Source organism: Amycolatopsis sp. (genome assembly GCF_036008905.1).
Classification (GTDB): Bacteria; Actinomycetota; Actinomycetes; order Mycobacteriales; family Pseudonocardiaceae; genus Amycolatopsis.
Genome location: NZ_DASYMU010000210.1, coordinates 1 through 25,339, shown reverse-complemented (window position 1 = coordinate 25,339; position 25,339 = coordinate 1). Strand labels below are relative to the sequence as shown.

22 protein-coding genes and 1 pseudogene are annotated in these 25,339 nt (G+C 68.2%); 12 read left to right on the top strand and 11 right to left on the bottom strand.

Annotated features, from left to right (window positions below):
* The first annotated feature begins 6 nt into the window (after window positions 1-6).
* From VGP60_RS33925 to galE, 3 genes are all read left to right on the top strand, one after another.
* Window positions 7-705, top strand: a complete 699-nt coding sequence (locus VGP60_RS33925; protein ID WP_327552262.1) for a metal-dependent transcriptional regulator — start codon at window positions 7-9, stop codon at window positions 703-705.
* On the top strand, window positions 702-1,892 hold the full coding sequence (gene galK, locus VGP60_RS33920) for a galactokinase (protein WP_327552261.1): 1,191 nt from the start codon (window positions 702-704) through the stop codon (window positions 1,890-1,892). The genes VGP60_RS33925 and galK overlap by 4 nt, the downstream gene beginning before the upstream one ends.
* 93 nt (window positions 1,893-1,985) lie before the next feature.
* The gene (gene galE, locus VGP60_RS33915) at window positions 1,986-2,972 is read left to right on the top strand and encodes a UDP-glucose 4-epimerase GalE (RefSeq protein WP_327552260.1); all 987 of its coding nucleotides are present in this window, start codon (window positions 1,986-1,988) and stop codon (window positions 2,970-2,972) included.
* Between the two features lie 49 nt (window positions 2,973-3,021).
* Here galE and VGP60_RS33910 read toward each other — a convergent pair whose 3' ends face one another.
* Together VGP60_RS33910 and VGP60_RS33905 are read right to left on the bottom strand one after the other, a co-directional pair.
* The gene (locus tag VGP60_RS33910) at window positions 3,022-4,101 is read right to left on the bottom strand and encodes a DUF4192 domain-containing protein (protein ID WP_327552259.1); all 1,080 of its coding nucleotides are present in this window, start codon (window positions 4,099-4,101) and stop codon (window positions 3,022-3,024) included.
* Between the two features lie 152 nt (window positions 4,102-4,253).
* Window positions 4,254-5,105: a M23 family metallopeptidase gene (locus VGP60_RS33905; RefSeq protein ID WP_327552258.1), complete on the bottom strand. Its 852-nt coding sequence runs from the start codon at window positions 5,103-5,105 to the stop codon at window positions 4,254-4,256.
* A 164-nt stretch (window positions 5,106-5,269) separates the two neighbouring features.
* Here VGP60_RS33905 and VGP60_RS33900 point away from each other — a divergent pair, with 164 nt between their 5' ends.
* From VGP60_RS33900 to VGP60_RS33890, 3 genes are read left to right on the top strand one after another with little or no spacing between them, the layout of a single operon-like run.
* A complete protein-coding gene (locus VGP60_RS33900; RefSeq protein WP_327552257.1) occupies window positions 5,270-5,788 on the top strand; it encodes a hypothetical protein in 519 nt (172 codons plus the stop codon).
* Between the two features lie 15 nt (window positions 5,789-5,803).
* Complete coding sequence (locus tag VGP60_RS33895) at window positions 5,804-6,913, top strand: sensor histidine kinase (RefSeq protein WP_327552256.1); 1,110 nt, start codon at window positions 5,804-5,806, stop codon at window positions 6,911-6,913.
* A complete protein-coding gene (locus VGP60_RS33890) occupies window positions 6,883-7,551 on the top strand; it encodes a response regulator transcription factor (protein WP_327552255.1) in 669 nt (222 codons plus the stop codon). The genes VGP60_RS33895 and VGP60_RS33890 overlap by 31 nt, the downstream gene beginning before the upstream one ends.
* Before the next feature lie 83 nt (window positions 7,552-7,634).
* Here VGP60_RS33890 and VGP60_RS33885 read toward each other — a convergent pair whose 3' ends face one another.
* Window positions 7,635-9,443 (bottom strand): Xaa-Pro dipeptidyl-peptidase, encoded by a 1,809-nt coding sequence (locus VGP60_RS33885; protein ID WP_327552254.1) that lies wholly within the window; start codon window positions 9,441-9,443, stop codon window positions 7,635-7,637.
* A gap of 87 nt (window positions 9,444-9,530) precedes the next feature.
* Here VGP60_RS33885 and VGP60_RS33880 point away from each other — a divergent pair, with 87 nt between their 5' ends.
* Both VGP60_RS33880 and VGP60_RS33875 read left to right on the top strand, forming a co-directional pair.
* Window positions 9,531-11,111, top strand: a complete 1,581-nt coding sequence (locus VGP60_RS33880; protein WP_327552253.1) for a DUF4139 domain-containing protein — start codon at window positions 9,531-9,533, stop codon at window positions 11,109-11,111.
* An 83-nt stretch (window positions 11,112-11,194) separates the two neighbouring features.
* Window positions 11,195-12,145, top strand: a complete 951-nt coding sequence (locus tag VGP60_RS33875) for a hypothetical protein (RefSeq protein WP_327552252.1) — start codon at window positions 11,195-11,197, stop codon at window positions 12,143-12,145.
* 48 nt (window positions 12,146-12,193) lie between these two features.
* Here VGP60_RS33875 and VGP60_RS33870 read toward each other — a convergent pair whose 3' ends face one another.
* The 4 genes and pseudogenes from VGP60_RS33870 to VGP60_RS33855 form a co-directional block, all read right to left on the bottom strand.
* Window positions 12,194-12,622: a CBS domain-containing protein gene (locus VGP60_RS33870; protein WP_327552251.1), complete on the bottom strand. Its 429-nt coding sequence runs from the start codon at window positions 12,620-12,622 to the stop codon at window positions 12,194-12,196.
* Between the two features lie 142 nt (window positions 12,623-12,764).
* Entirely contained in the window at window positions 12,765-13,157 is a 393-nt protein-coding gene (locus VGP60_RS33865; RefSeq protein ID WP_327552303.1) for a GNAT family N-acetyltransferase, read from the bottom strand.
* Window positions 13,158-13,241: 84 nt separating this feature from the next.
* Window positions 13,242-13,670 (bottom strand): annotated as a pseudogene (locus VGP60_RS33860) (hypothetical protein); the annotation flags it as partial.
* Complete coding sequence (locus tag VGP60_RS33855) at window positions 13,627-15,129, bottom strand: PLP-dependent aminotransferase family protein (RefSeq protein WP_327552250.1); 1,503 nt, start codon at window positions 15,127-15,129, stop codon at window positions 13,627-13,629. The gene VGP60_RS33855 and the pseudogene VGP60_RS33860, both read right to left, overlap by 44 nt.
* An 82-nt stretch (window positions 15,130-15,211) precedes the next feature.
* On the opposite strand from VGP60_RS33855, the gene VGP60_RS33850 reads away from it, so the two are divergent.
* The gene (locus tag VGP60_RS33850; RefSeq protein WP_327552249.1) at window positions 15,212-15,796 is read left to right on the top strand and encodes a TIGR03086 family metal-binding protein; all 585 of its coding nucleotides are present in this window, start codon (window positions 15,212-15,214) and stop codon (window positions 15,794-15,796) included.
* On the opposite strand, the gene VGP60_RS33845 is transcribed toward VGP60_RS33850, so the two are convergent.
* The gene (locus VGP60_RS33845) at window positions 15,789-16,733 is read right to left on the bottom strand and encodes a neutral zinc metallopeptidase (RefSeq protein WP_327552248.1); all 945 of its coding nucleotides are present in this window, start codon (window positions 16,731-16,733) and stop codon (window positions 15,789-15,791) included. The genes VGP60_RS33850 and VGP60_RS33845 overlap by 8 nt on opposite strands.
* Window positions 16,734-16,877: 144 nt before the next feature.
* Here VGP60_RS33845 and VGP60_RS33840 point away from each other — a divergent pair, with 144 nt between their 5' ends.
* The 3 genes from VGP60_RS33840 (at window position 16,878) to VGP60_RS33830 (ending at window position 19,914) form a co-directional block, all read left to right on the top strand.
* Window positions 16,878-18,896 (top strand): prolyl oligopeptidase family serine peptidase, encoded by a 2,019-nt coding sequence (locus VGP60_RS33840; protein ID WP_327552247.1) that lies wholly within the window; start codon window positions 16,878-16,880, stop codon window positions 18,894-18,896.
* A gap of 37 nt (window positions 18,897-18,933) precedes the next feature.
* Entirely contained in the window at window positions 18,934-19,386 is a 453-nt protein-coding gene (locus VGP60_RS33835; protein ID WP_327552246.1) for a hypothetical protein, read from the top strand.
* A gap of 105 nt (window positions 19,387-19,491) precedes the next feature.
* Complete coding sequence (locus tag VGP60_RS33830) at window positions 19,492-19,914, top strand: hypothetical protein (RefSeq protein ID WP_327552245.1); 423 nt, start codon at window positions 19,492-19,494, stop codon at window positions 19,912-19,914.
* Here the strand turns inward: VGP60_RS33830 and VGP60_RS33825 are convergent.
* From VGP60_RS33825 to nrdR, 3 genes are all read right to left on the bottom strand, one after another.
* Entirely contained in the window at window positions 19,911-20,462 is a 552-nt protein-coding gene (locus VGP60_RS33825) for a hypothetical protein (protein WP_327552244.1), read from the bottom strand. The genes VGP60_RS33830 and VGP60_RS33825 overlap by 4 nt on opposite strands.
* Window positions 20,463-20,580: 118 nt before the next feature.
* Window positions 20,581-24,690: a vitamin B12-dependent ribonucleotide reductase gene (locus tag VGP60_RS33820; protein ID WP_327552243.1), complete on the bottom strand. Its 4,110-nt coding sequence runs from the start codon at window positions 24,688-24,690 to the stop codon at window positions 20,581-20,583.
* A gap of 39 nt (window positions 24,691-24,729) precedes the next feature.
* Entirely contained in the window at window positions 24,730-25,221 is a 492-nt protein-coding gene (gene nrdR, locus VGP60_RS33815) for a transcriptional regulator NrdR (RefSeq protein WP_327552242.1), read from the bottom strand.
* Between the last annotated feature and the right edge of the window lie 118 nt (window positions 25,222-25,339).

Sequence of the window (25,339 nt, the reverse complement as noted above, 5' to 3'; positions counted from 1 at the left end):
GACAGCGTGAACGATCTCATCGACACCACAGAGATGTACTTGCGTACCATCTACGAGCTCGAAGAAGAGGGTGTCGTCCCACTGCGCGCGCGGATCGCGGAGCGATTGCAGCAGAGCGGTCCCACGGTGAGCCAGACAGTGGCCCGGATGGAACGGGACGGCCTGGTCGTCGTCGCCGACGACAGGCACCTCCAGCTGACCGATCACGGCCGTGAGCTGGCGATCGCCGTCATGCGCAAGCACCGCCTCGCGGAGCGCCTCCTGGTCGACGTGATCGGCCTCGAGTGGGAGCACGTCCACACCGAGGCGTGCCGCTGGGAACACGTGATGAGCGAGGCCGTCGAGCGCAAGCTCGTCAAGCTGCTCGACCACCCCACCACTTCCCCGTATGGCAACCCCATCCCCGGGCTGGACAAGCTCGGTGAAGGCGGCGAGCCCGCTCCTCCGGCCGAGCCGGACCTGGTGCGGCTGGACGAGTTCTCCCGCGCCGGCGGCGGCAAGGTCGAGATCCGCCGGATCGCCGAGCACATCCAGCTCGACGAGGTGCTGATGACCGAGCTCAAGTCGGTCGGCCTCCTTCCGGGCCGCACGGTCAGCGTCGCCAAGTCCAACGGCGGCGTCGCGACCATCGAGATCATCGGCGAGAACATCTCTGTGCAGGTGGCAACCTCCGTCCTCCACGCGGTACTGGCGCAGGCCCGGTGAGCGCCGCCGCAGAGGCCGCGGCGACGTTCCAGGCGGTGCACGGCCGCACGCCCACCGGCGTGTGGTCCGCACCGGGACGCGTCAACCTGATCGGCGAACACACCGACTACAACGACGGCTTCGTCCTGCCGTTCGCCCTACCGCACCGCCTGGCCGCCGCCGCATCCCGGCGCGAAGACCAGGTGCTCACCGTCTCCACCCTCGGCTCGGACGGCCGTGTCCAGGACTCCGGCCCGCTGGACATCACCACCCTGAGCCCCGACGCCGTCGAGGGCTGGGCGGCGTACCCGGCCGGGGTCACCTGGGTGCTGCGGGACCAGGGCTTCGACCGTGGTGCCGACATCGTGATCGCGGGCGACGTGCCCTCAGGCGCCGGCCTCTCCTCCTCTCACGCGCTCGAATGCGCCGTGGCGCTGGCGTTGCTGGGCCTCGCCGGTGTCGAGCTCGACGACGGAGCCGAAGGCACCCCGACGCGGCAGCAGATAGCGCGCTGGGTGCAGCGCTCGGAGAACGACTTCGTCGGCGCGCCCACCGGCCTGCTGGACCAGACGGCTTCGCTCTGCTGCACCGAGTCGCATGTGCTGTTCCTCGACGTGCGCTCCGGCCAGTTCGAGCACGTCCGGTTCGACGCGGCCGCCGCCGGGATGCAGATCCTGGTGCTCGACACCCGCGCCAAGCACTCCCACGCCGAAGGTGGCTACGGCGAGCGCCGACGGGGCACCGAACGCGCCGCCGATCTGCTCGGCGTCAAGGCCCTTCGCGACGTCACGCTGGACGGCCTGCCGTCCGCCCTCGCCGCGCTTCCCGAAGAGCTGAGCCCGCTGGTGCGGCACGTGGTGACCGAGAACCAGCGCGTACTCGACACGGTCGACCTGCTGAAGGCCGGCAAGCTCGCCGAAATCGGCCCGCTGCTCGACGCCTCGCACGAGAGCCTGCGCGACGACTACCGGGTTTCCTCGGTGGAACTGGACCTCGCCGTCGACTCGGCGCGTGCGGCCGGTGCGCTCGGCGCCAGGATGACCGGTGGTGGTTTCGGTGGTTCGGCCATCGCGCTGGTCCGCGAGTCCGAAGTGGACACCGTGGAGAACGCGGTGGCGGCGGCCTTCGAATCCGCCGGGCTGCGCCGCCCGCGGGCTTTCGTCGCCGTGCCGTCGCGCGGCGCGGGACGCGACGGGCTGCCCGCGTAGCGGTCGCGGGTGTACGCAACCCAGTGACGGGCGGGGCCGGGGAATAGGGGAAGGTGGTCCCCACTTCTCCCGCCCGACCGGAAAGGCCCGAACGTGACCGACACGCAGACCCAGCCCCTCAAACTGGTCGTCACCGGCGGTGCCGGCTACGTGGGCAGCGTATGCGCCGCCAGGCTGGTCGAAGCCGGCCACGACGTCACCGTGCTGGACGACCTCTCCACAGGTCACGCCGACGCGGTGCACCCCGGCGCCCGGTTCATCGAGGGCGACGCCGCCGAGACGGCGGAAACCCTGCTGGCCGAAGGCTTCGACGGCGTACTGCACTTCGCCGCGAAGTCGCTCGTGGGCGAGTCCATGCAGGACCCCGCCAAGTACTGGCAGGGCAACGTGGTGACCTCGCTGCGGCTGCTCGACGCGATGCGGACCCACGGCACTCCGCGGCTGGTCTTCTCCTCCACCGCCGCGACCTACGGCGAGCCGGAAAGCTCGCCGATCCCGGAATCCGCGCCCACCCGGCCGACGAACACCTACGGCGCCACCAAACTGGCCATCGACCACGCCATCACCTCCTATGCCCTCGCCCACGGCCTCGCCGCGGTGAGCCTGCGGTACTTCAACGTCGCCGGTGCCTACGGCGACCTGGGTGAGCGGCACGCCACGGAGACGCACCTGATCCCGCTGGTGCTGCAGACCGCCACCGGGCAGCGCGAGCACATCAGCATCTTCGGCGAGGACTACCCCACCGAGGACGGCACCGCGATCCGCGACTACATCCACGTCGCCGACCTCGCCGACGCCCACCTGCTCGCGCTGCGGCACGCCGCCGAGGGCGAGCACAAGATCTACAACTTGGGCAGTGGCACCGGTTTCTCGGTGCGCCAGGTGATCGAGGCCTGCCGCCAGGCGACCGGCCACCCGATCCCCGCCGTGGTTTCCCCGCGCCGCGCGGGCGACCCGGCGGTGCTCGTGGCCGCCAGCGACCGGGCCCGTGAGGAGCTCGGCTGGAAGCCGGAGCGCACCGATCTGATCGGGATCGTCACCGATGCCTGGAACTTCACCCAGGCTCGCGCCTCGAAATAACCAGTAGCGCGCAGCGTTTCGATCGGGGTGGTGGTCGGGCGACGGGTGGCTAAAGGGGCTCCGTCAGGCTCTCCATTCCCTCGAGTTTGCCGAGGCCGCGCATTTTCACCGGCGGCACGCAGGCCCGTATCGATTGGTGGAGCAGCTTCGCGAGTATGTGGTCGGGCACGGCTTCGAGTGCGTTTTCCAGGGCCAGGCCCGCGAAAGTGGATTCATGCCGCATGTACAGGGAGTAGCCGAGGAGGACTGCCGGTTCGGCGCGCTCCGGGGCCGGAAGGCACCGGACCAGCGCCAGCCAGAGTCTCTCCGCGACCACGGCGTCGGCGCTCTCCGGCGGGACAGCCAGTGCCAGGCAGGCGTCCCGGATCCGCGGGACGGACAGGGCGACGGCGAGCTCCACTGCCTGTTCGTCGGTCAGGGTGAGGTCGCCGCTCGCGGCTTGCCGGAGTGCGCCCCGGACCACCTCGCGGCCTCGGCTGACCGACTCCGGGGTGTCGGCAGGCGGACCGAACTCGTCGTACACCTCGTCGAGCAGGGCCGAGCGCCGCGCGACCACGGTCTCGTCGGGAGCGACGAGCACGTCGGCCATGGCTTCGCGGCTGTCGTAGGTGACGTGACCCAGGCTCGCGGTGGCCGCGGCGAGTTCGGAGTAGTCGACCTCGGGCAACTCTCCCCCGCACCCGTCGCCGGCATAGCACGCCCAAGGTGCGCCCGACCTGATCTCCGAGGCCCAGAACGCCTGTAAGACGGGCGTGCCTGTCTCGGCGAGCAGTTCGGTGAGCGTCGAGACGAACTCGGCCTGCGGCAGCCGGGCCGGATCGTCGTACTCGGGCCCGTCACGTCTGCCGACGACGATGACCGTGACCCCGAAGTCACCGTCGCGGGGGAAGGCCGAGGCGACGAACGCGGCCTGCTGACGGGCGGCCTCTGGCGGAGGCAGATCGCCTCGCATGACCCGCCCGAGCCGGCGGCCGTCGGCCCCGAGGTGCGCGATGAGGAGCACCGACTCCGACGGGCGGAATCCGAGCAGATGCGGGGTCGCGGCGAGCAGCTCGGCCGGATCCCGGAGCCGGACCCGCGGGAGACCGGACTGCGGACTGGACTGGGAGAACGCGGTGGAAGTGGACATGCCCCCACTCTGCGGCGTGGAAAGGCCGCGGAGTGGGGGCGGGGCAAATCTGTGGACAACTCGGTGGCCCTTGAACAACTCGGGCCGGATGATCTTCGCCGGACGAATTCTGTCGGTGGTATGCGTTACCCTCGCCCGCCGCTGAACCGCCGCTAGTCGCAGTGTTCGAACACACTCGTGTAGGCGTCGGCGCCGACCGAACCGCCCCATTTGACGCAGGTGGAATCAGCGACCTTCTTGACCGGACCGGCGTAGTAGGTGAAATTGCCCGAGTCGGTGACCCGTGCCGAACCCTGCACCTCGAGGAAGGCCGAAGTCGCGGAAGCGGTGCCCAGCGAAACCGCCTTCAGCGTCACGACGCAGTTGTTCTTGTTGGCGGAGTTGTAAAGCAGGTAGGTCGTGCCCGAGCTGCCCAGTGCCTGCTGGTCGACGATACCGAATCCGTCACCACAGGCCTCTTCGGCCGAATACGGGTTACCGCCGCAGTTGTTCTTACTGGTGAAGGCGGTCTTCGTGTAGTAAGGCACCGAAACGCCGTTCAGCTTCGCGTTCTGCGTGACACCGTTGAGGTTTTCTTCGAAGTGCAGATGCGGCCCGCTCACGTTTCCGGTCTGGCCCGCCTTGCCGATCTGCGTGCCGGTGCTGACGACCTGGTTCACCGAAACCTGCTGCGCGGAGAGGTGCGCGTACCGGGTTTTCCAGCCACTGCCGTGGTCGATTTCGATCCAGCGCCCGTAACTCGCGGTGCCCATGTTCTCCACCCTGGTCACCTTGCCACTCGCCGAAGCGAGCACGGCCATGCCTTCGATTCCCGCCTTCTGGAAGTCGACCGACTTCACCGGGTTGTGGTAGTCGAAGGTGGCCGCCGTGACCGTGGTGCCGCATTTGAACGGCACCTGGAAGTTGGGCGCGGCCGACGCCTGGGTCTGGCCGGCGGCGACCAGCCCCAGCGCCGGGATGATCGCCGCCGCGGCGAGGACGGCGAAGCGTCTCAACCTGTGCATGAAATCCTCCGTGAGAGATCGGAAAATCGACTGCGCACAGAAAAGCCCGCCGAAGTACATTTTCCGTACAAGGGTGTCTCCACCCTGGGGTCTACGCGCGAATCCACCCGGGAGCCAACCCTGCGCCGACGTCGCCGGCCAGGGAACGGCCGAAGCTTGAGCTCATGGGAAACACCAGTTCGGCCACCGTTCTTCTGTACGTCGCCATCGCCGCCTTCGTGTTCTGGCGCGTCATCCTCAAACAGCTCGCCGGGAGCACGCTGAGCGTGCGGTCGCTGTGGCTGATCCCGGTGATCCTGCTCGCCATCGGCGGTTCGTCCACTTTGACCGCGTTGCCGACGGCGGGTGGCACCGAAATCGCCCTCCTCGGCACGGATCTGGTCGTGCTGACCGTGCTCGGGGTGATCCGCGGCGGCAGCGTCGCACTGTCCATACGGGACGGTCTCGCCTTTCAGAAAGGCACCGCCCTCACGCTGATCCTGTGGCTGGTGACCATCGGCGTGCGTGTCGGCTTCGGGGTACTCGGCTCGCAGCTCGACGCGTCGGGGCCGCTGACTTCGGCGTCGATATGGCTTTCGGTGGGCTTGAGCATCGGGATCCAGAACGCCGTGATCTACGCCAGGGTCCGCAAACTGGGGCTGCCCGTCGCGGCCGACCGGCAGAGTGCCCGGGTGGACCACTGAGGCATGCTGGACGACATGACCGCACCGGCGAAGAACCTCGACGCGCCCGACTGGGTGCGCTGGGGTTTCGTCGTGGTACCCCTGATTTCCGTGCTACCGGTCGGCAACGCCGTGGCGTGGGCGCTCATCGCGCTGACGCTGGTGGCCGCGACTCCGCTGCTGTGGATGCCTACGGCACCCGCTTGGGTGATCCCGCTGGGGATGGCCGTCGTGGTCGCCTCGAGCGGTGCGCTGTGGACACTCACGCCCAACGGCTGGGTGTCGGTGGCGATGTTCAGCACCACGTTCCACTCGGTGCGGCTGCTCTCGCGAGCGCGGGCCGCGGTGATCGTCACCATCGCGGCGGCCGTCACGACGGTGTGGGTGAGCGTCAACGCGGGCCGCTGGGCCGACGCCCTGCTGCTGTACGCGATCCTCGTCGTGATCGTGCTGCTCGGACTCAACCGCCGCACCCGTGCCGCGCAACTGGAGCAGACGGAACTGGCACTGGCCAGGGCCCAGACCGCGACCGAGGAGCACGCGCGGGCGGCGGCGCTGGCGGAGCGGACCAGGATCGCGCGGGAACTGCACGACGTCCTCGCGCATTCGCTGGCCGGGCTGGCGCTGAACCTGCAGGGCGCCCGGCTGATGCTGGTGCGCGACGGCTCCAGCCCCGACGCCGTCGCGCAGATCGAACGGGCGCAGAAGCTCGCTTCGGACGGCCTCAGCGAGGCACGCGACGCCGTCGCCGCGCTGCGGGACGACCCCGTGCCCGTCGCGCGCGCCGTCGCGGACCTCGTCGCGGCGTACCGGCTGGACACCGGCGCCGCGGCCGAGCTGGAACTGCACGGCGAACCCCGTGATCTGGAGACCGCGACCGGGATGGCCGTGGTCCGCGCGGTCCAGGAAGCCCTGTCCAACACGCGCAAGCACGCGCCGGGCGCCGAGGTCCGGGTGACGATCACCTACCGGCCCGAGGACGTCGACGTCATCGTGCTCGACGCGCAGGGCAGGCGGCCGCCGGAGCCGGTCACGCCGGGCTACGGTTTGCGAGGAATGCGCGAGCGGGCGGAACTGCTCGACGGGCACCTGGACAGTGGACCGGTGGAGGACGGATGGCGAGTACACCTGACAGTGCCGGCGTAGCGCTGCGTGTGGTGCTGGCCGACGACCAGGCCGTCGTGCGCGAGGGACTGGTGACGCTGCTCGGGCTGCTGCCGGGGGTCGAGGTCGTCGGCGCCGGGGCGGACGGGCTGCAGGCGCTCGCGCTGGTCGGGGAGCACCGGCCGGACGTGCTGCTCGTCGATCTCCGGATGCCGCGCTGCGACGGCGTGGAGACGACCCGGCGAGTGCGGGCCGAATTCCCCGCGACCGAGGTCGTCGTGCTGACCACGTACACCGACGACGATTCGCTGCTGGCCGCGTTGCGCGCCGGGGCACGCGGATTCCTGACGAAGGACGCCGACGCGGAAGCGATCGCACGCGCCCTGCACGCCGCCGCGGACGGTCAGTCCACTGTGGACGCCGAGCTGCAGCAACGCTTGGTGGCGGCGGCAACGCGGGCCACGCCGGTGCGCACGAAAGACGTCGAAGGGCTTACCTCACGCGAGGTCGAGGTGCTCACGCTGATCGCGGCGGGGATGTCGAACACGGAGATCGCGCGGGCGCTGGTGGTCAGCGAAGCGACGGTGAAAACGCATGTGAACCACCTGTTTTCGAAGGCCGGACTGCGGGATCGGGCGCAGGCGGTGGCGTTCGCCTACAAGGCGGGCATCGCAGACTGACCCCGGCCGCCATCTGTCGACAGATGGCGACGAGAGGCACGGTGCGGGACACCCTCCTGACGAAGGTGCCCCGCCCGTAGCACCTAGAAAGCGGCTCGCAGGCCGGTTTTCCCGCCGACGATCGGCAGGGTGATCGACGTCTTGGTGAGGTCGATCGCCAGTCCGGCACCCGGCTTCGGCCGCAGGGTGTAGTCGTGGTCGCTCGACGCGAGCAGGAACTCCAGCTTGTGGCCGGTCGCCAGGATGTAGTCCTTCGGCATCAGCTCGACCTCGACGTTGTACGACTTGCCTGGCTCGATCGCCTTGGTCACCGCGGGGTCGGTGCGGTTCTGCGGGTCGGTCCAGCCTCGGGTGATCACGTGCGAGGTGCCGTCCGGCGCGCGGTCGAGCAGCACGCCGGTGATGTTCGCGGCCGGACGGTCGAACGAGATCGACAAGTCGACTTTGGCCGTACCCGAGAGCCGGACGGGCTTCTTCGCCGCCGTGGTCGAGTACGAAAGCCGGTTGCCCGAGCTGGCCAAGTCGGCGAGCTGCTCGATCTTCTTGCTCGAGTCGTCCGCGAGCCGCTCGATCGTGGGACGACCGGGCAGCGGGTTGCGGAGGTCGAGGGTGCCCTTGGCCTTGCCGCCGGGCCACGGGTAGACCGTCGCGTCGGCGGTGCCGGGGGCGGGCCACTCGGCCTCGTCGACCCACGACAGGTCCTCACGCTGCACGGTCGACTTCGGCTCGAGCTGGATGCCGTTGTCGAGACCGTAAAGGTAGTGCGACATCCACTTGTTCAACGTCGACAGCCAGACGTCTCGGCGCAGCGAGTACGGGTCGGCGTGCCCGGCCTGGTGCAGCCAGATCTTGTGCTCGACACCGTGGGCCTTCAGCAGTTCGTACCACTCGGCGACCTGGCTGGTCTTGACGTTCCAGTCGTTGAGGCCGTGCACCGCGAGCACCGAGGCGTGCACCTTGGAGACGTCGTCGCGGTAGTTGCGGACGTCCCAGAACGGGCTGTAGTCGCCGGTCACCCGGTCCTGGTCGACGGCCAGCTTGTCGATCACCGGACGGCAGATCGCGCGGTCGGAGCGGGTGTAGACGTACTCGGCGAGCACGTCGGCGTCCTCGCCCTGGAAACCGCCGGCGGCGACGGTGGCGCCGTCGTTGCGGTAGTAGTCGTACCAGCTGGAGATCGCCGCGATCGGGACGATGGTCTCCAGGCCCTGGACCCCGGTGCTGGCGACGGCGTTCGGCAGTGTGCCGTTGTAGGACACGCCCATCATGCCCGTCTTGCCCGTGCTCCAGCTCGCCGTGACGGGCGCGCCGGCGGGGTCGCTCGCGGAGGCCCGGCCGTTGAGCCAGTCGACGACCGAGCGCGCGCCGATGGTCTCGTTGACGTCACCGGTGGTCGGGCAGCCCGTGGACTGGCCGCTGCCCAGCGACTCGCCGTAGACCACGGCGAAACCGCGTGAGACGAAGTACTGCTCGTAGCGCCAGGTGATCAGCGCCGCGTTGGGGCCGACGGCCGACGCGGCGACGCGCGGGCCCGCCGCGGGACGGTTCTGCCCCGGCGCGTACAGCTCGACGTCCACGTTGTGGTTGGCGATGTCGTTGCCGCCCGCGTAGTACGGGCTCGCCTGGTACACGACAGGCACCTTCATGCCCTGCAGCGTGGCCTTCGGGCGCACCACCTCGACGTGGACCTTGTCGTCCTGCCCGTCGAAGTCGCTGTCGACCGGCGCGTCCACCCAGAGGTTGTCGCGCACGACGTCGGTGGGGCTGAACACCGGCTGCGCCTCACCGCCCTGGAACACCGGCGCGGGTGGCGGATCCGCTTGTGCCGCAACGGAAGTCAACGGCAACGCGACCACAGCGGCGAGCAGAGCGGCTAGGCGTACAGATCTCACAAGGCCCCCATGTCGGGTAAAGCGGACTGCATCGCGATCGACCCTTCCGGGGTCACCCGGTGGTGTCAAGGGACTAACGTCGGTGTCATGCCGACCGCCGTGGAAGCCCCCATCGTCGCCGTGACCGTCTACCCGCAGCACGCCAGGATCACCCGCCGGGGACGCGCCGCGCTCGCCGGCGAGTCGAAGTTCACCGTCGAGGGCCTGCCGCTCGGTGTCTCCGCAGATTCGGTGCGCGCCAACGGTTCCGGGCCGGCGTCGATCGTCGGCGTGGACGTCGGTGTCCAGCGGCGCGCGGAGTACTTCGACAGCGGCCTGCGCGAGTTGCGGGATCGGCGCCGGGCGGCCCAGGGGCGGCTCGACGAGGTCGTCGACGCCGAAGCCGTCGAGGTGTCCAAGGCCGAGCTGCTCGCCACGCTCACCCGCCGCAGCGGAGCGGCGTTCGCGAAGGCGCTCGCGGCGGGCTCCACCGAGCCGGAGCGGGTCGCCGGAGTGGGTGACGCGCTCGCCGGGCAGCTCGCCCAGGTGCTGAGCAGGCGCCGGGAACTGGCCACCCGGCACACCGAGCTCGCCGAGGAACTCGAGGCGATCGACCGCGCGATCGGCGCGCGCAGCTCCGGCGTCCCGGACAGCACGGCGATCACCATCGAGCTGGAGGCGCTGCCGGATGCCGCCGCGGACGCCGAAATCGAGCTCGAAGTGTCCTATGTGGTCACCGACGCGTGGTGGCAGTCGGGCTACGACGTCCGGCTCACGGGCGAGACCGTCACGGTCACCTGGCACGGCGTGATCACGCAGAGCACCGGCGAGGACTGGCCGGAGTGCGAGCTCGCGCTGTCCACCGCGCGGCCGGCCGCCACCGTCAGCGTGCCCGAGCTCAGCCCGTGGTTCCTCGATCGTGTGCAGCCGGTGCGCGCGTTCGCGGCGGCGGGCGGATACGGCTCGGCCGCCCCGGGCGGAGCACCGGAGGTCAATTCCTATTCCGCTCAATCGGCCAGCCTGACCAAGCTGTCCCGGATGGCCGACACGTCAGCCACCGTCGAACAGGGCGCCGCCGCGGCGACCTATCGTCCCGCCCGGCCGATCGCGGTGCCCTCGGACGGCAGCGCGCACCGCTCGACCATCGCGCGTCTCGAACTCGAAGCCAAGCTCGACTACGTCACCGCGCCGGTGACCGCCGAAGAGGCCTTCCTTCGGGCGGTCGTGATCAACGGTTCCGAGCACACCCTGCGCCCAGGCAACGCCTCGGTCTTCCACGAAACGGAGTACGTCGGCACGACCCGGCTCGACCTCTGGGCGCCCGGCGAAGAGGTCGAGCTCGCGCTCGGCGCCGACGAGCGGATCCGGGTGGAGCGCGAACTCGTGCGGCGCGCGGCGAGCAAGGCGACGCTGTCGGGCACGAAACGCCGCGAAGCCGAGTACCGGACGAAGGTCACCAACCACAGCCCGCGCCAGGCGGCGGTGACGGTGCTCGACCAGGTGCCCGTGTCCCGCGACGACGGCATCGTGATCAAGGACGTCCACACCAAGCCCGAACCGTCGGAAACCACTGAACTGGGTGAATTGACCTGGCGGCTGGAATTGGCCCCGGGAACGACCGGGGAAATCACACTCGGCTTCCGCGTCGACACCGCCAAGGGCGTTGACCTGGCCGGTTGGCGCGAGTAACGCACAGGTTTCCCACAGCGAAACACAGCGAATCAACAGGAAAAAACTGCAACCAATCGTGTGATTGTGCACGTTAATGGGGCATGCGCAGACGAAGATGGTGGCTGGGTTTGGCGAGTGCGGCCGCGGCCGCCGTGGTACTCACGGCGACCTTCGTGGTATTTCCGCCACACAAGAACGACGCGGTCGAGGCCGGGAGCATCACCACGCTTCCTCCGCCGGAAGCCCCCGCCCCGGTCCTCTCGTCGCCGACCACCTCGAGCTCGGCGGCGCCGGTCACGCTGTCTGATGAAGAGCGCGACAGCCTCGCGGAAGCGGTCACGGCCGCAGTGGGCAAGGCGTCCCCGCGGACCACGCTCGGCTTCACCGTCTACGACCGGGAAACCGGCGAGGCACTGGCGTCGGTCAACGCCGATACCCCGCTGTACACCGCGTCCGTGGTCAAGCTGCTCATCGCGATCGACGCGCTGCACGACGACGGCTGGATCACCCCGGACTCCGGCACCATCGACGACCTCACCGACATGCTCGCCGGGAGCAACGACTCCATGGCGTCGGCGTTCTGGGGTGACGACGGCGGCACGGCGATCGTGACCCGCATGGCCGACCTGATCGGCCTCGACGACACGAGCCCGCCGACGGACCCCGGCGAGTGGGGCATGACGAAGACGAGCGCGAACGATGTCGTCGCGATCTACCAGTTCATCGACGACCAGATGCCCGCCGACGCGAGCACGACGATCATGAAGGCGCTCGGCGAGGCCAGGAACCCGGCCGACGACGGCTTCGCGCAGTACTTCGGCATCCCGGACGCGTTCACCAGCGTCCCGTGGGCGGTCAAACAAGGCTGGATGGAACTGAAGAACGCGCTCGTGCTGAACACGACCGGCGTGGTCGGCGCCGACTCGCGTTACGTGGTGGTGCTGCTGACTCAGCAGCCGGGCGGCATCGGCTGGGCGAGCGGCCGCGCCGCCGTCACCGCGGGGATGACCGCGGCGGCGGCGGCGCTGAAAAACGCGATCGCCTCGTCCTAGGACCAGCCAGCCCGCCCGTCTCCCACCACCCTCGACGGAGACACAGCACTAGCCCTGGGAAATGTAGGCCTCGAGCTGCTCCTGGCTCTTCTCGAGCTCCTGCATGCGGTTCTTCACGACGTCACCGATGCTGATGATGCCCGCGAGCTTGCCGTCGACGAGCACGGGCACGTGCCGGATCCGGCGTTCGGTCATCAATCTGCTCAGGTCGTCGACCGAATCCTCCGGCACGCAGCTCGCGACCATCTTGGTCATGATCTCCGAGACCGGCTTGTCCAGCAGGTCCGTGCCGTGGTCGTTGAGTCTCCGCACGACGTCGCGCTCGGAAACGATGCCGGCGATCCCGTCGGGGCCGACCACCACCATGGCGCCGACGTTGTGTTCGGCCAGGCCGCTGAGCAACGCTTTCACGGTGGTCTGTGGTTCGACCGTGGCCACCGCGGTCCCTTTGCTCCGCAGCAAATCGGAAATTCGCATCGCGATCCTCTCCGGTTCGGTGAGCTCGATCACTAAGGTTATGGCCTGGAGCGCGGGTGCGAAAGTCGCCAACCCGGGCAAACAGGTCACGGACCGGCGTTCACGCAGCGTGGCAGGGCCATGATCAGCTTGTACCGGTTGCTCAAGAAGTCTTCGGAAACCTCCGCAGGACGGCCCTCGGACCGAGGTTTTCGAGCCCCGCGACCTTCTCTTCGGCGACCAGTTCGCGGAGTTCGGGACCCCACTCGGCGACGTCGAACAGCTCGAAGCCCCGCGCGAGATACCAGGGCGCGTTCCACGGGACATGGGTGAACGTCGTCAAGGTGACCGGGACATCGGCGCCGTCGACGGCCGCGGCGAGCAGCGCCGAACCGATCCCGCGACGGCCCTGGTCACGCCGGACGGACAACTGGTGGACGTGCAGGTGGTCGCCGACGGGCCCGGTGACGATGAAGCCGATCGGCGGGTTCCCGGCCGCGAGGACACTGTGGCTCGCGCCGATCTCGTCGAGGACACTGCCGGGCGGGAACTCCATCTCCGGGAACATCTTGTCGGAGTCGAGCTCGACCTCGCGCAGCGCGGCGAACTCGGCCGGGTCCGCGACCCGGAGCACCGGCTCGCCGAGCCGTTCCGCGAGCCCGTCCAGCCCGGCGCGGATGCCCGCCGCGTAGTCGTCGGAACCCAGCGCGTCCAGCGTGGCGCGGGCGAGCGCGAGCTGCGCGCGGGCGCCGGCCAGGTCGCCGAGTTTGCGGTAGTCCTCACCCAGGTTGAGGTGCAGCGAGGGATAGAACCCTTTCACCGCAAGGGAAGAGTGATGCTCCTGCGCCCGCTCGTCGGTCAGCGAATCGGCCGCCCGGAGCGCGCGGAGATCCCAGGCGAGCTCCTCGGCGGGATCGTCCTGGACGTCGGCCATGTAGTGCGCGAGCGCGCACCGGTGCAACGGGTCGCCGTCGTCGCCGATCTCCGCCCACAGCCCGCCGAACAGCGTCCGCGCGCCCGGCCGGTCACCCCCGAGATGCAACCGCAGGCCCTCGTGGATGGCGGCCATCGTCGAATCCGGTTCGCTCACGCGGAACTCCCTTGTCGATCTTCTCCATCACCGCCCGCAGGCGGTGCAGGCCGGGCCCGATCTGGGTGGCCGGGATGGCACCGTAACCGAACACGAGACCCGACCGCGCGGGCTTTCCCGCGGCGAAGAATTCGAGCGCGTACAACGAAATCCCGGCGTTCCGGGCGGCACGGGCGTACGGCCGCGCGTCGCACTCGCTCAGTGCGCTCAGGTGCAGGCCCGCGGACGACGCTATCGGCGTGAGCACGTCGGCGAAGTCCCGGCGGAGGATCTTGAGGATCAGCTGCTGCCGGGTTTCGTACTCGCGCCGCATCTTCCGGATGTGCCCGGCGAAACCACCGCTGTCGATGAACTCGGCGAGCGCGGCCTGCGCCGGGTTCGGCGATTGCCAGTCGGTGACGAACTTGGCCTTCACGAGCGCGTCGCGCAACGACGGCGGCGCGACCAGGAACCCGAGCCGCAGCGCCGGGGAAAGCACCTTCGAGAACGAGCCGACGTAGACGACCCGGTGGCTGGTATCGAGGCTGTACAACGGTTCCAGCGGACGCCCGGCGTAGCGGAACTCGGTGTCGTAGTCGTCCTCGATGATCGCGGCGTCGTTCCGTTCCGCCCACGTGAGCAGCTCGAGGCGCCGGTTCAGCGACATCGCCATGCCCAAGGGAAACTGGTGCGACGGCGTCACGTAGACCAGCCGGCACCCGGACGGGATCAGGTCGACGACGATGCCCTCGTCGTCGACGGGCACACCGATGGTCTTCGCGCCGAGGGTGTCGAAGAGGAACCGCGGCGGCGGGTAGCCCGGGTCTTCGACGGCGACGACGTCACCGGGGCACAGCAACACCCGCGCGACGAGATCGACAGCCTGCTGGGCGCCGTTCGTCACCAGGATGTCCCCGGCTTCCGCGCGCACGTCACGGGAAACGCCGATGTGCCGGGCGATCGCGGCCCGCAGCCCGGCGTGCCCGCGCGGATCGCCGTAGGTCATGCCGCCGGACTTCGTCTCGCGGAGCTGGTTCGACGTGAGCCGGCGCCAGGTGTCGAACGGGAACCGCCGCACATCGGGAACCCCGCTGCGGAAGTCGAAGTCCGGTGCCGGGGCGAAGCCGCGCGGCGGGTTCGGGACCGTGTCCCAGACCGGTGCCGGGCACAGCGAAGCGACCTCCGGCGCCGGGGGCCGGTCCTCGTCGCTCCCCCGAGCGAACCCGGCCTGGACGAACGTGCCGGCCCCGACCTTGCCAATGAGGAACCCCTCCGCGGTCAACCGGTCGTAGGCGGCGCTGACGGTGTTGCGGGAGACCAGCAGCCGCCGCGCGAACTCCCTGGTCGGGGGCAGGGCTTCACCGGCGAGGATCCGGCCGTCCAGGATGGCGGCCCGGATCTGGCGGTAGATCTCGTCGCGACGGCCACGGCCGCCCTCGAAGTCGATGTGGATGTCCACCACGGGAAGCATAGATTGGCCCAACTGGAAATGGGCGACTTTGGCACTTCTCGTGGGCCGATAACCGGATTAATTTTCTGACATGGACATCCGCGAACTCGACCGCCGTACCCTCGCCGTGCTCGACAAGATCGTCAGCGGCGTGACCGAAGCCGACCTCGCCCGCGAAACCCCTTGTGCCGGTTGGGATCTCGCCGATCTGCTCCGCCACCAAATCGCCGAAAACAACGCCTTCGCCGTCGCACTGCGCGAAGGATCCGCACCGGACTGGAACAATGGCACACTCGGCCGGGATCCTTACCGCGGTTATGCGGAATCCGCCGAAGCCGTTATGGCCGCTTTCGCCGAAGACGATGTGCCGGAACGTCTTGTGGCCATCCGCGAATTCGGCACCTTTCCCGGCGCTTTCGCCGCGCGGATGCATCTCCTCGACTCCGTCGGGCACGGCTGGGACCTCGCCAAGACGCTGGGCGTGCCCTACGAACCCGACGAAGACGCCGTCGCGGACGCACTGGCCTTCGCCGAAATGATCCCCGCCTACCCCGAAGACCGGCTCATCCACGGGACCTTCGGCGTCGTGGTCGCTGTCCCCGCCGACGCGTCCCCGCTCGACAGGTTCCTCGGACTCGTGGGCCGCGACCCGGCCTGGACGCCGACGATCAGGTGACCTCGGACGCGGGCGCGGACCAGGTGTCGCACGCCGCGGTGTTCTTCTCCTCGGACCCGGCCCGCGCCCAGCTGAGCTGGTGCTTGCGGCTGCCGTGGGTCTCGCTGTCGCTGGTGTTGCCGTAGTCGGCGATGGCCGCGTTCGCCGTCGACGCGCTGATGTCGCCCCGCCCCGCCGAAGCCGCGATGAACAGCGCGCCGAAGCAGTTCGCCTGGAGCTCGATGCGGCGGACGCGTTCCTGGTCCTCCGGGCTGCTCTCGTCGTCGCTGGTCATCTGCTGGCTGGCGGCGTTGAGGATGCCGCTCTCGTTCTGCACGTGGTGGCCGTACTCGTGGGCGATCGTCGCGAGGTGCGAACCCTTGTTGACGCCGACGGCCTCCAGCATCCACTCGCGCGGCGCGTAGATCGTGCTGTCGCCCGGGCAGTAGTAGGCCAGCGCCTTCTTGCTGTCCGGCGCGTCGCCGCAGCGGCTGACCTGCGGGATCTTGACCTGCAGCAGTGCCTTCGACGTCGGCTCGCCGACCTGCCGGAGCGCGGGGTGCCAGGCGTCGTCGAGGCAGGAGATCTGCGCTTCGTAGAACGCCGTGAGCTCGGCGTCCGACCGGCCGAGCTCCGGGAGCTCGCAGGTGACGTCGGTCAACCTGACATCCTTGCCGAGCAGCGGGTTCGAGGCCAGTTCGATGACCTTCTCGGCCTTCTTCGAGCCGGAGCCTTCGGACCGTTGAGCCTTGGCCTCGGCGGCGGCACCCGGCGCCTCCAGCGCCTGCCCGGAGATCGTCCTGGCACCCGGCGTGACGACGACGGCCGCGACGAAGAACAACGCCACGGCGAACACCCCGATGATCACCTTCGACCCGGTGCCCAGCCGCGACGGCGGCCGTTCCGGCATCCATGCGGGCCGGTACGGATCACCCGGCGGCGGATCGGAAACCGTCATGAACTCCCCTGGAGGCGGGCGCGATTTCGGATCCCCCGACCCGGGCGCTGAGCCCAGCATACGGGGACCCGAAAGCAAGAGGATCACAAAAGGGGAACGCCGGTCGTCTGGCGAGGACCCCGGCCGGACGACCAGACTGTAGCCATGACCGAAGAGGACCCGTACCTGTGGCTGGAAGACGTGACCGGCGAACAGGCCTTGGACTGGGTACGCGCCCGCAACGCCGAGACCATCGGCGAGCTCACCGGCTCCAAGCGGTTCGCGGGGCTGCGCACCGAACTCCGTGAGGTGCTGGACGCCGACGACCGCATCCCGTACGTCCGGCGCCGCGGCGAGCACCTGTACAACTTCTGGCAGGACGCGACCCACCCGCGCGGGCTCTGGCGCCGCACCACACTGGAGGAGTACCGCAAGGACGCGCCCGGCTGGGAACTCCTGCTGGACCTCGACGCGCTCGCCGAGGCCGAGGACGAAAACTGGGTCTGGCAGGGCGCGACGGTGTTGCGCCCCGAATACCGCTTCGCCCTGATGGAGCTGTCGCGCGGCGGCGCGGACGCGACCGTGATCCGCGAGTTCGACCTCGACGAGCGCAAGTTCGTCGAAGACGGCTTCACCCTGCCCGAGGCGAAGAGCGACATCGGCTGGATCGACGCCGACCGCGTCTACGTCGGCACCGACTTCGGCCCGGGTTCGCTGACGAGCTCCGGCTACCCGCGGATCACCAAGGAATGGCGCCGCGGCACGCCGATCTCCGAAGCCACGACGGTCTTCGAGGGCAAGCCCGACGACGTCTCCGTGGTCGCCGGGCACGATCCGACAGAGGGCTACGAGCGCGACTTCGTCTACCGCAGCATCGACTTCTACCGCTCGGAGCGGCACCTGCGCACGCCGTCGGGCACGCTGGTCCGGATCGAGGTGCCAGAGGACGCGAAGACGACGGTCCATCGGGAGTGGATGCTGGTGCGCACCCGTTCGCCGTGGACGGTCGGCGGCGTCGGCTACCCGACCGGCGCGCTGCTCGCGATCGACTTCGAGTCCTTCCTGGACGGCGAACGCGACTTCACCCTGATCTTCGAGCCGGACGCGCACACCTCGCTCGAGTACTACGCGTGGACCCGCAACCACCTGCTGCTCGCGACGCTCTCCGACGTCAAGACCGAGCTGCGGGTGCTCACCCCCGCCGACGGCTGGAGCTCGAAGCCGCTGGCCGGGGCACCCGCGCTCGGCGCCGCCGAAATCCTGGACACCGATCCGGACGTCAGCGACGAGTACATCCTCAACACCAGCGGCTACACCTCACCGTCGACGCTGAGCTACGGGCATGTCGGCGGTGACGTCGAAGTGCTCAAGCAGGCGCCCGCCTTCTTCGACGCCGAGGGCATCACCGTCGAACAGTTCTTCGCGACCTCGCTCGACGGCACCCGCATCCCGTACTTCGTCGTGCGGCCGTCCGGTGTCAAGGACGGGCCGACGCTGCTCACCGGTTACGGCGGCTTCGAGGTCTCACTGACGCCCGGCTACAGCGGCGTCATCGGCCGCGGCTGGCTGGCGCGCGGCGGCACGTACATCGTCGCCAACATCCGCGGCGGCGGTGAGTACGGCCCCGAGTGGCACACGCAGGCCGTGAAGTCCGAGCGGCACAAGGTGTACGAGGACTTCAGCGCCGTCGCCGCGGACCTGACGTCGCGGGGCATCACCACGCCCGGACGGCTCGGCATCCAGGGCGGCAGCAACGGCGGGCTGCTGATGGGCGTCATGCTCACGCGGTACCCGGAACTGTTCGGCGCGATCGTGGTGCAGGTGCCGCTGCTGGACATGAAGCGGTACCACAAGCTGCTCGCCGGGGCGTCCTGGATGGCCGAGTACGGCGACCCGGACGAGCCGGACGAGTGGGAGTTCATCAGCGAGTACTCGCCGTACCAGAACGTCCACAGTGGACGGGACTACCCGCCGACGCTGTTCGTGACGTCCACCCGTGACGACAGGGTGCATCCCGCGCACGCGCGCAAGATGGTGGCGAAGATGCGCGAACAGGGCTACGGCGTCCGGTACCACGAGAACATCGAAGGCGGGCACGGCGCGGCCGCGGACAACGAACAGCTGGCGTTCAAATGGTCGCTGGTGTTCGAGTTCCTCTGGGAGCAACTGACGCGGGATCACTGACAGAAGGTGTCAGTGAAGGGGGTCGAAGCTGTGTCCCATGAGCACAGACTTCGACTTCCTCCACGGCACCTGGGACGTCGTCAACCGGCGACTTGGCAAACTCCTCGTCGGCAGTGACGAGTGGGACGAGTTCCCGGCGACGGCGTCCTCGCACGACGTGTTCGGCGGCGCCGGGAACTTCGACGAGATCGTCTTTCCCACCAAGGGGTTCTCGGGCATGACGCTGCGGCTGTTCGCGCCGGAGACCGGGAAATGGTCGCTCTACTGGGCGAACAGCCGCGACGGCGTCCTGCAGCCGCCCGTGGCCGGCTCCTTCACCGACGGATCCGGCGAGTTCTTCGGCGACGACGAGCACGAAGGCAAGCCGATCCGCGTCCGCTACACGTGGACGGAGATCACCGGCGACCACGCGCGCTGGGACCAGGCCTTCTCCGGCGACGGCGGCGGCACCTGGGAAGTCAACTGGATCATGGAGTTCACCCGCAGGTGATCCGGATCACGTACCCGACGCAAGGGCCAAACGGGCGAGAGTTAGGATTTCATACCTTTCCGACCCACCCCTTCGGAAAAAGATCATCAAAGCAAAGAAGGACCCTTGTCATCGATAGTCATCCTCAGCGCCTTGGCCACCGTCGGCGCGCTGCTGCTCATCCAGACCAAGGCACGCAGGCAACTCCACATCGCCACCCCGACAGGTAAGACCCAAGCCGGAAACATCGTCGAGGCGTGCTTCGACGAGCACTGGAAAAGTGTCAGCGGCCCGGGAACCTTCAACTACCAGCCCAAGTTGCGCGATCACGCGCCGACCATCTCGATCACCGTGTCCGGCAACGACGCCTGCAGCACCGTGACCATCTGGACCTCCCGCTACGACTGGTCCTATCACGGAATGTGCCACGCGGCGCTCATGGTGCGCACGCAGCACACCCTCACCAAAAGGCTCACCAGCGAACAGGTCCCGGTTCCCGGTTTCCTTTCCGCCAATTCCCACCGCGTGGGCACCCTGCCCAGCCTTTAGGAAAAGGTGACTTCGGCCAGTTTCGCCGAAACCCAGAAAAAGACCTTCGGATCGCCGAGCGCGGAAGCCGTGAGCCATTCCGCCGCCCGGCGAGCCTCCCACTCGTCGTGGATCAGCCCCCACGGCCCCGGCCGCACCCCCGTCGCCCGCCGGACGTCGTCGACGAGCCCGCCGAGACAGGTCCACGTGTGCCAGCCGCCGGTGTCGAACCCGACCAGCTCATGCCCGAGCACGGTGTTTTTGGCGGGGAACGGCTCGGGGGTGCTCAGCAGCCGCGGTGCGCCGATGTCCTTGATCAAGAGCGCGGCGTCGGCCGCCGCGATGCCCACGGCGAGCACGTGAAGATCCGAGCGGCCGGCTTTCGCTTGCCCAGCCGAGTCCACGTCGTCGAACCACTCGTCCCAGTCGTCGGGCTGCGCGCGCATCACATCGGCGACGCAGTCGCTCATCGAGATCAGCTCCGGCCCCAGCAGGCCCCAGTCCTGCCAGTTCCGACGGATCGCTCGTGACGCCACTCGGTAGCCCGCCAGCACATGCTCTTCACTCACCGCTTCATTCTCACCGGCCGTGCAAACCAGATTCCGCCCGCGGGGATCGCCACCTGTCGACAGATGGCGATCCCTTAGCTACTAAGAGATCACGTGATGTCGGCATCTCGCGGCCGACTCAGCTGCAGCCGGAGGTGGCACCGCAGCCTTCGCAGGCGTAGCAGGAGCCGGCGGGCCGCATCTTCGTCCCGCAGGTCATGCACAGCGGTGCGTCGGCGGCCTTGCCGAGCCTGAGTTCCATCAACTCGGCCGTGCTGTGGACTCGAGAGTCATGCTCGTCCTTGACCGCCGCATCGGCCCGCGGCCCGGCGTCCACACCGGTCCGCAACGCCTCCAGATCGACGTTCTCCTGCTCCCCCGGCGACCCGTAATCCCGCTCGACCTGCACTGTCCGCTCGTCGGCGGTGAAAATGCCGAGCTGCGCGCGCTTTTCGTACGGCAGGTAGTCGAGCGCGAGCCGCCGGAACAGGTAGTCCAGCACGCTCGTGGCGATCCGGACGTCCGGGTCATCGGTCATGCCCGCCGGTTCGAACCGCAAGTTGGAGAACTTGGAAATGTAGAACTCCAGCGGGATCCCGTACTGCAGCCCCACCGAGATCGACATCGAGAACGCGTCCATCACCCCGGCCAGCGTCGAACCCTGCTTGCCGAGCTTGATGAAGATCTCGCCGAGCCCGTCATCGGGATACGACCCGGCGTGCAGGTAGCCCTCCGCGCCGCCGACGGTGAACGACACCGTCTGACTCGGGCGTTTCTTCGGCAGCCGCTTGCGCACCGGCCGGTACTCGACGACCGGCCCCGGCTCCGCGGCGTCCTTCTTGCCGGTGGACAGCGGCTGGCCGACCTTGCAGTTGTCGCGGTAGATCGCCAGCGCCTTGAGCCCGGACTTCCAGCCCTGGAAGTAGATCTCCTCGACGTCCTCGACGGTCGCCGACTCCGGCATGTTGACGGTCTTGGAAATCGCGCCCGACAGGAACGGCTGCACGGCCGCCATCATCCGCACGTGCCCCATCGGCGCGATCGACCGCTCACCGACAGCGCAGTCGAACACCTCGTAATGCTCCGGCCGCAGTCCCGGCGCGTCGACCACGTGCCCGTGCTGCGCGATGTACTCGACGATCGCCTCGACCTGTTCGGCCGGATAACCCAGCGCCGTCAACGCGCGGGGAACGGTCTGGTTCACGATCTGCATCGAGCCGCCGCCGACCAATTTCTTGAACTTGACCAGCGAAAAGTCCGGCTCGATTCCCGTCGTATCGCAATCCATCATGAAACCTATGGTGTTGTGACTGACGAACCCGTTCGCCACATAGGTGACGTTCTCGGGCACCGAAAGATCGTAGGTCGGTTGCACGCCGCCATCTTCATTCGCCGCGACCGGCTCGAAGAGATAGCCGAGCGCGCGACCCAAACGAGGATCCAACGTTTCCGAGAAAATCCTCTTGGCAAGCATGCGCGCTACGCCACCGGACTTCCGGATCGACGTGATGGCCACGTTCCGGCTTTCGTGGCCGACCGGAATCAGTTCGTCCCAGACCTCACGCGGCAGGCGGATCCGGTCACCCTTCGCCGAACCACTCGGCTCGAGGGATACCAGAAGCTTCGCCTTGCGCTCACTGATGAAACCGACGAACTCGTCGAAGTTCATCGCGTGGTCGACGTTGCGCAGCCGGACCTGCAGGACCGGCCCACCCCAACCACTGGTCGTACGCCGAGTAGTGGTCGCCATTCCCAGTGTCAGCAAGAGTCCACGAAGGTCCTCGGCGAAGCACTCCGACGAAGTCGACACGCTCGGCACACCATCAAGGACCGTGCCATCCGCTTCGAAGACTCCTCGAAGGAAAGCGGCGTAAACAGCTGGATCGTTGGTCTCCCGGATACTCGCTGGAACTCTAGGTGTCCAGCCCTTACCAGTGTGATCGACGCCCGGCAGCTCCTTGGCGAATCCCGCGGCTTTCCACCAGCGAGCCAGACGCATCGACTGAAGCGTCACTTCCTGATAGCCCTGACACTGTCTGACAGCCGGTTCCAAGCCGAACAAACCCTTGCTGAGCATCCGGAAACGCTCCGCGACGTCGAGATCGGTGTCTGCGACACACAGCCTGATCCCCTTGGCGTGCAGGCTTCCGTCGCCCATGAAGTACCCGACCAGCTCGGCGAGATCAGCGTCAACCTCATCGGGCACTCGGATACCACGATCACCGGCGCAGTAGGCCTGGTCGAGTACAGGCAATGGCACGCGGCGCGGGTCACCGACCAAACCGTTCAACTGCAGTGGCAGGAGATCGTCCGGACGCACGTCGGCCAGCCGCTTCCAAACCCAGGCGCCGGTTTCCGGCTCCACCACCTTCACTCGGTGGGCGAGTGTTCCTTGAATCCGGTAACCGCCCTTGGTCACAATGCGTCGCGTGGGCTCCTCGCCATTGACGAAGAATCGGGTCGCCCGACGCGGTCCTTCGTCCGTTCCGACAGTCAGCTCAAGATCCTGCCAACGGTCGCCGTACAAATCGCCGAGTTCCGAAAGCCTCGCGAGCCCGCGATCCGTCGTGACGAGCGTTTCGGCGGTCAAACACCCAGTCGGCGCCAATACACTGGCTTGCGAATTGCGCCACCCATTAACGACGCCGATTTCTAAATTGCGCTTCCATTCTTCGGTCGCCAGCGAACGGACAGCGGCGTCATTCGCATGGTGCGTGCGCACGGCGTCGTTCGCGGCGAGGTGCTTGCGCATGACCCGCTGGTGCGGCTCGGCGTTACGGGCGTAACCCTCGTACGGGCCGACGGCTCCGGCCAACTCGGCCGAGCGACGATAGGAAACACCGGTCATCAACGACGTGATGGCCGCCGCGAGCGCACGGCCGCCTTCGGAGTCGTAGGCGTGGCCGAGTGCCATCAGCAGCGCGCCCAGGTTGGCGTAGCCGATACCCAGCTGCCGGAACTTCCGCGTGGTGTCACCGATGGCCTCGGTCGGGAAGTCCGCGAAGCAGATGGAAATGTCCATCGCCGTGATGACGAATTCGACCGCCTTTACGAACAAAGGACCATCGAAGGTGCCTTCATCGGTGACGAACTTCATCAGGTTCAGCGAGGCGAGATTGCAGCTGGAATTGTCCAAATGCATGTATTCACTGCATGGATTAGACGCGGTGATACGGCCTGATTCCGGGCAGGTGTGCCAATCGTTGATGGTGCCGTCGTATTGGATGCCCGGGTCCGCGCATTCCCACGCGGCGGTGGAAAGGGTGCGGAAAAGCTTCTTGGCGTCGACCTCTTCGAGGACCTCGTTGGTCATCCGCGCGCGGAGGCCGAACTTCCCATCGGCTTCCACCGCACGCATGAACTCATCGGAGACGCGGACGGAGTTGTTCGCGTTCTGGTACTGCACCGAGGTGATGTCCGCGCCGCTGAGGTCCATGTCGAACCCGGCGTCGCGCAGGACCTTGATCTTCTTTTCCTCGCGTGCCTTGGTTTCGATGAACTCTTCGACGTCCGGGTGGTCGACGTCGAGGACGACCATCTTCGCCGCGCGCCGCGTGGCGCCGCCGGACTTGATCGTGCCCGCGGACGCGTCGGCGCCGCGCATGAACGACACCGGGCCGGACGCGGTGCCGCCGGAGGTCAGCAGCTCCTTCGAGGAGCGGATGCGGGAGAGGTTGAGGCCCGCGCCGGAGCCGCCCTTGAAGATCAGGCCCTCCTCGCGGTACCAGTTGAGGATCGACTCCATCGTGTCGTCGACGGCCAGGATGAAACAGGCGGACACCTGCTGCTTCGACGCCGTGCCGACGTTGAACCAGACCGGCGAGTTGAAGCTGAAGACCTGGTGCAGCAGCATCCAGGTGAGTTCGTGCTCGAAGACCTCGAGGTCGGCCGGGGTGGCGAAGTAGGAGTTGTCGCCCGCGGCCTTGACGTAGGTCTTCACCACGCGGTCGATGAGCTGCTTGAGGCTGCTCTCCCGCTGCGGCGAGCCGACCGCGCCGCGGAAGTACTTGCTGGTGACGATGTTGGTGGCGTTGACCGACCAGGACTCGGGGAACTCGACCCCGCGCTGCTCGAAGTTCACGCTGCCGTCGCGCCAGTTGGTCATCACGACGTCGCGCTGCTCCCAGGCGACCTCGTCATACGGGTGCACGCCGTCGGTGGTGAAGACCCGCTCGACGGTCAGCCCGCCGCCGGACTTCTTCTTGCCACGCCCGGTCGTCGGTGCGCCGGTTCCCACGGTTTCGGTCATCGGGTCTCGTCCCCTTACTCCCGCGCGCAGCGGCGACTCTCAATCGCCTTCGGCGCGCTCGCCTTCTTCTTCCGCAGCAGCACCCGCCATGGCCTCACGCAGGTCGGAGATCTCCTTCTCGAAGTCCTCGACCGAGGAGAACGAGCGGTAGACGCTGGCGAACCGGAGGTAGGCGACCCCGTCGAGCTCACGCAGCGGGCCCAGGATGGCCAGGCCGACCTCGTGACTCGGGATCTCCGCCAGACCGGCGGAGCGGATCGACTCCTCCACGCGCTGCGCGAGCTGCTGCAGCGCGTCGTCGTCGACCGGCCTGCCCTGGCAGGCGCGCCGGACTCCGCTGACCACCTTGTCCCGGTTGAACTGCTCGGTGACCCCGGAACGCTTCACGACGGCGAGCACCGTCGTCTCCGACGTCGTGAACCGCCTTCCGCACGACGCGCACGAGCGCCGCCGCCGGATGGCCTGCCCCTCATCCACCTCTCGGGAGTCGACGACCCGAGAGTCCGCATGCCGGCAGAACGGGCACCTCATCCGCCGATCACCTTCCCCTCCGCGCCGGCCGCCCCGGTCGACGTCCCGGCCGCCACGCGCGGCCGTGCTGCGATCGCCGGGCACCCCTGCACCCTGGTGATCGACTTGTGGACATCCG

Bases quoted from the DNA above. Each gene is read 5' to 3' on its own strand.
- VGP60_RS33850 (WP_327552249.1), top strand. From the start codon at position 15,212: ATGGACATCCGCGAACTCGACCGCCGTACCCTCGCCGTGCTCGACAAG.
- VGP60_RS33865 (WP_327552303.1), bottom strand. From the start codon at position 13,157: ATGGAGTTCCCGCCCGGCAGTGTCCTCGACGAGATCGGCGCGAGCCAC.
- VGP60_RS33905 (WP_327552258.1), bottom strand. From the start codon at position 5,105: ATGCACAGGTTGAGACGCTTCGCCGTCCTCGCCGCGGCGGCGATCATC.
- nrdR (WP_327552242.1), bottom strand. From the start codon at position 25,221: ATGAGGTGCCCGTTCTGCCGGCATGCGGACTCTCGGGTCGTCGACTCC.
- VGP60_RS33880 (WP_327552253.1), top strand. From the start codon at position 9,531: ATGCCGACCGCCGTGGAAGCCCCCATCGTCGCCGTGACCGTCTACCCG.
- VGP60_RS33820 (WP_327552243.1), bottom strand. From the start codon at position 24,690: ATGACCGAAACCGTGGGAACCGGCGCACCGACGACCGGGCGTGGCAAG.
- VGP60_RS33845 (WP_327552248.1), bottom strand. From the start codon at position 16,733: ATGACGGTTTCCGATCCGCCGCCGGGTGATCCGTACCGGCCCGCATGG.
- VGP60_RS33890 (WP_327552255.1), top strand. From the start codon at position 6,883: ATGGCGAGTACACCTGACAGTGCCGGCGTAGCGCTGCGTGTGGTGCTG.
- VGP60_RS33910 (WP_327552259.1), bottom strand. From the start codon at position 4,101: ATGTCCACTTCCACCGCGTTCTCCCAGTCCAGTCCGCAGTCCGGTCTC.
- VGP60_RS33840 (WP_327552247.1), top strand. From the start codon at position 16,878: ATGACCGAAGAGGACCCGTACCTGTGGCTGGAAGACGTGACCGGCGAA.
- VGP60_RS33835 (WP_327552246.1), top strand. From the start codon at position 18,934: ATGAGCACAGACTTCGACTTCCTCCACGGCACCTGGGACGTCGTCAAC.
- VGP60_RS33900 (WP_327552257.1), top strand. From the start codon at position 5,270: ATGGGAAACACCAGTTCGGCCACCGTTCTTCTGTACGTCGCCATCGCC.
- VGP60_RS33870 (WP_327552251.1), bottom strand. From the start codon at position 12,622: ATGCGAATTTCCGATTTGCTGCGGAGCAAAGGGACCGCGGTGGCCACG.
- VGP60_RS33895 (WP_327552256.1), top strand. From the start codon at position 5,804: ATGACCGCACCGGCGAAGAACCTCGACGCGCCCGACTGGGTGCGCTGG.
- VGP60_RS33875 (WP_327552252.1), top strand. From the start codon at position 11,195: ATGCGCAGACGAAGATGGTGGCTGGGTTTGGCGAGTGCGGCCGCGGCC.